The organism is Candidatus Accumulibacter vicinus (genome assembly GCF_000584955.1).
GTDB lineage: Bacteria > Pseudomonadota > Gammaproteobacteria > Burkholderiales > Rhodocyclaceae > Accumulibacter > Accumulibacter vicinus.
Genome location: NZ_JDSS02000027.1, coordinates 145,399 through 148,903 on the forward strand (window position 1 = coordinate 145,399; position 3,505 = coordinate 148,903).

General features: G+C 62.1%; 4 protein-coding genes. 1 reads left to right on the plus strand and 3 read right to left on the minus strand.

Annotated elements, in window-relative coordinates:
* A partial coding sequence (locus tag CAPSK01_RS13145; RefSeq protein WP_273703649.1) for a molybdopterin molybdotransferase MoeA occupies window positions 1-761 on the minus strand: 761 nt, incomplete at its 3' end.
* Window positions 762-844: 83 nt separating this feature from the next.
* Window positions 845-1,918, minus strand: a complete 1,074-nt coding sequence (gene moaA, locus CAPSK01_RS13150; protein ID WP_273703650.1) for a GTP 3',8-cyclase MoaA — start codon at window positions 1,916-1,918, stop codon at window positions 845-847.
* Window positions 1,919-2,367: 449 nt separating this feature from the next.
* Between moaA and CAPSK01_RS13155 the strand changes: the two genes are divergently transcribed.
* Complete coding sequence (locus tag CAPSK01_RS13155; protein ID WP_273703651.1) at window positions 2,368-2,805, plus strand: OmpA family protein; 438 nt, start codon at window positions 2,368-2,370, stop codon at window positions 2,803-2,805.
* Window positions 2,806-2,844: 39 nt separating this feature from the next.
* Here CAPSK01_RS13155 and CAPSK01_RS22940 read toward each other — a convergent pair.
* The coding region (locus tag CAPSK01_RS22940) for a DUF4384 domain-containing protein (RefSeq protein WP_273703652.1) at window positions 2,845-3,505 on the minus strand (661 nt) is incomplete at its 5' end.

A 3,505-nucleotide genomic window follows, 5' to 3' on the forward strand; every position in this document is an offset into this window, starting at 1 on the left:
GCGGCCGCCTGTCGGAAAGTCGCCTCAAGCAGCGCCGGCTCGTCGCGAACGACCCCGAGGTCGAGGATTTCGCAACCCATGCGGCAGAGCATGCCGAAAAGCGTGTAGCGGTTGCTGTCATAGACTTCGCCACAGCCCAGTGGCGTACCAATCGAGCACAGTTCGTCGCCGGTCGAGAAGAAAGCGACGCGCAGGCGGCGGTAGACGCTGACCTCGGCGCAACCCAGCGATGCGATCAGACCAAGTTCCGCCGGGCGGATCAGTTGCCCGGCTGCGAGCGCCGCTTGTCCGGCGGCGAGGTCCTCACCGGCGCGGCGGATGTTCTGGCCGCAGCGCTGCCCGGGCGGAATGACGACGCGGTCGCCAGCAACCTCGACGACTTCCTGCATCACCACCACATCACTGCCGGCCGGCAGCGGCGCACCGGTCATGATGCGCACACACTCACCGGCGGCCATGCTGCCGGTAAAGGCCTGGCCGGCTAGCGCTGTCCCGGCGACGCGCAGGCGGGTCTCGCCACTGCTCGACAGGTCGGCATGACGCAGCGCGTAGCCATCCATCGCGGAATTGTCGTGTGCCGGCACATTGGCCGGTGCAATCACGTCGCTGGCCAGAATGCGTCCCAGCGCGCTGCGCAGCGCCAGCCTTTCTTGCGTCTGCAGCGGTGTCAACTGGCTGCGAATGAAGGTTCGTGCCTGCTCGACCGACAGTGCATCGGGATCGTAATCGTTGAAACAACTGAAGCGGTCAGTGAGATGCATGGCAGATTTCGCAGGATGGGTGGAGGGTTGTCGGTTCGTCACGCGGGGCGCGCGCGACCGCCCCGGCCAGGGACTGCCGGGGATCAGCCGCCGGTCATCGACATGAAGCGCACCACCTGCGGTGCGTCCATCTGGTGACTGAAGTCATGGGCCTGAGCCTTGATGCCCATACTGTGGACAATCGCCGCCCGCAGAGGAGCATCATCGGTCCGATGCGCACGCAGTAGCGGCAGCAGTGCCACAGCATGGTTGTTGCCGAGGCACGGGTACAACTCGCCACGGGCAGTGATGCGCACGCGGTTGCAGCTGGCGCAGAAATTGTGACTGTGCGGCGAGATGAAACCGACGCGCGTCGAGGTACCGGGAATTCGCCAGTAACGTGCCGGCCCGCCGGTGGTTTCGGTGGATGGCAGGAGTACGAAGCGTGTCTGCAGATGCGCCAGGGCCTCTTCGCTGCCGAAGACCTGGCGCGCGTGACCGATATCGCCGAGCGGCATTTCCTCAATGAAAGCAATATCGATACCGCGTTCGACCACAAATTCGACCAGGTCGATCAATTCGTCATCGTTACTGCCGCGCATCATGACCGTGTTGATCTTGAGGCGCCGGAAACCAGCCGCCTGCGCTGCGTCGAGACCACGCAGCACCTTGCCAAGATCGCCGACGCGGGTGATCTCCCGGAAACGGTCGGCACGCAGCGTGTCGAGGCTGATGTTGATGCGCTGGACACCCGCGGCGCGCAAGGCCGGGGCAAATCGATCGAGCTGCGAACCATTGGTGGTCATCACCAGCTCCAGCAAACCCGGCAGGCGGGCCAGCTGTTCGAGCAACCAGAGGGCGTTTTGCCGAACCAGCGGCTCGCCGCCGGTCACCCGAACTTTGGTCACGCCGAGATCGACGAAAACACTGGCAATGCGCAGGCACTCTTCGAGGGTCAGCACCTGCGCCCGTGGCAGGAAGGTCATCTCCTCGGCCATGCAATAGCGGCAACGGAAGTCGCAACGATCGGTGATCGACAGACGAAGGTAAGTGACGTGCCGGCCATACCGGTCGACCAATGTTCCGTCGGCATGCCGCGAGGTCGCCGGCGAAGTCGGCGGAGTAAGACCGAGTGGAGAATGGGGAATGACTTCGGGTGTCAGCAATTCATTGCGCATGCAAGAGGCTCCCTCGGAGGTGCCCGAGGCAAAGGGAAGGAACGGTTTGCGGACGATTATAGCGGACTTTACCAGGCGTCAAGCGCGGCAAACCGGAGCCCGATGATGAGCATGAGTGTGTGTGAATGGCGTATGCTGTATCTACCAACGCTCCCGACGCAGGCCGGTATCGATTACAGTCGCCCCGAGTGGCGTGCGTATTCCGGGCGGTGACCCAGGGCAGGGTGAGTTGCACGTTCAGCGCCCCCCTGCAGGTATGGTGCCTGGGTGTTACATCGCTCCTGCCGGAGCGCGTTCAGGGTGGTAGTATTATCAATTCGTAGTTGTTTTCAGGGAGTTTTCAGATGAAATACGTCAGAATGATGGGATTGCTGTGGTGCACGCTGGTTCCGGCGGTATCGCTCGCACAGACTGAGAAGGTGCTCAGGGCTGAGGAGATTAATGAACGCGTGCTGGTCGATCTGCTCGCCCCGGCCCCGGCCCGGACGAAATCGCGCTCGATCAATGTCACTCGTGATGAAAGTTCGTTGGCGCCTGCGAAACCGGCGGCAGCGTCCTTGCTGATTACCTTCGAAACGAACTCGGCGGGCCTGACACCGAACGGCAAGCAGTCGCTGGATGTGGTGGGCCGGGCCTTGAATTCGGAGAAACTTGTTCCGTTCCGCTTCGCTATCGAGGGCCATAGCGATCCGCGTGGTGGCGAGGAATACAACCGACAGTTGTCGCAATCACGCGCCGAAAGCGTCGTTGGCTATCTGTCGCAGAACCACCAGATTGATCGTAGTCGGCTCAAACCCGTCGGCAAGGGTCCGTCACAACTGCTCAACCCGGTCCGGCCCGAAGCTCCAGAAAATCGTCGGGTGACCATCCGGCGGCTCGACGAGTAACCGCATTCCGGGGTTCTCTGCGGCCGTTGACGTTTTCGGTCAGATGATCTCGTCGATGACAAACAGGGCTGCGCCATAGCTGGAAGAGCAAGCGCGACTGGCTGGACAGATCACCTTGCCGGCAAAAGGATTGGTGGCTGCAAAGTTCGCCTCATGCGCGATGCGGTCGGCGATCTCGAGCGGAAACTCGGCAAACGGATTGACCTTGCGCAGGCCGGTTGCCGAGAAATCCCGTCGATTGTCGGAAACGATCACCACGAAGCGATTGCTTCCCGGCGGCCCGTCAGGCGTCATCGCCCAGCCGGGGCGAGGCAGACTCAGATCACCGTCCCCGGCAATCCCGTTATCGGCGTCAATGGCATTCGGGAAAAGCAGGTTGAAGCGGCCATTGGTGCCCACCATCAGAATGTACACATAGCCCGGCTTGTGCGAACTGACGCGGAAACGCAGCTTGTCCTGACCGATTTTGACCCTGGCCTTCTCCGGCACCACCGCCACCACGTGCTCGGGATCGCGGTGTCGATAAATCTCCTGCAAGATATCGACCGGGTCAAACGGCTTGACGGCCTTTGTTGACGTCGCCCCGTTCTTGCCGAGCAACATGTCGACCAGCTGCTGCTCGGTGAGCGACTTCCGGTCTGCCGTCTGAATCTCTGCTGTCGGCTGCGCAGCCGGTGTTGTCGCCGGTGTGGCAGGCGTG

What these genes read in the sequence shown, in the direction of transcription:
- moaA (WP_273703650.1), bottom strand. Translation starts at nt 1,918, where the DNA reads ATGCGCAATGAATTGCTGACACCCGAAGTCATTCCCCATTCTCCACTC.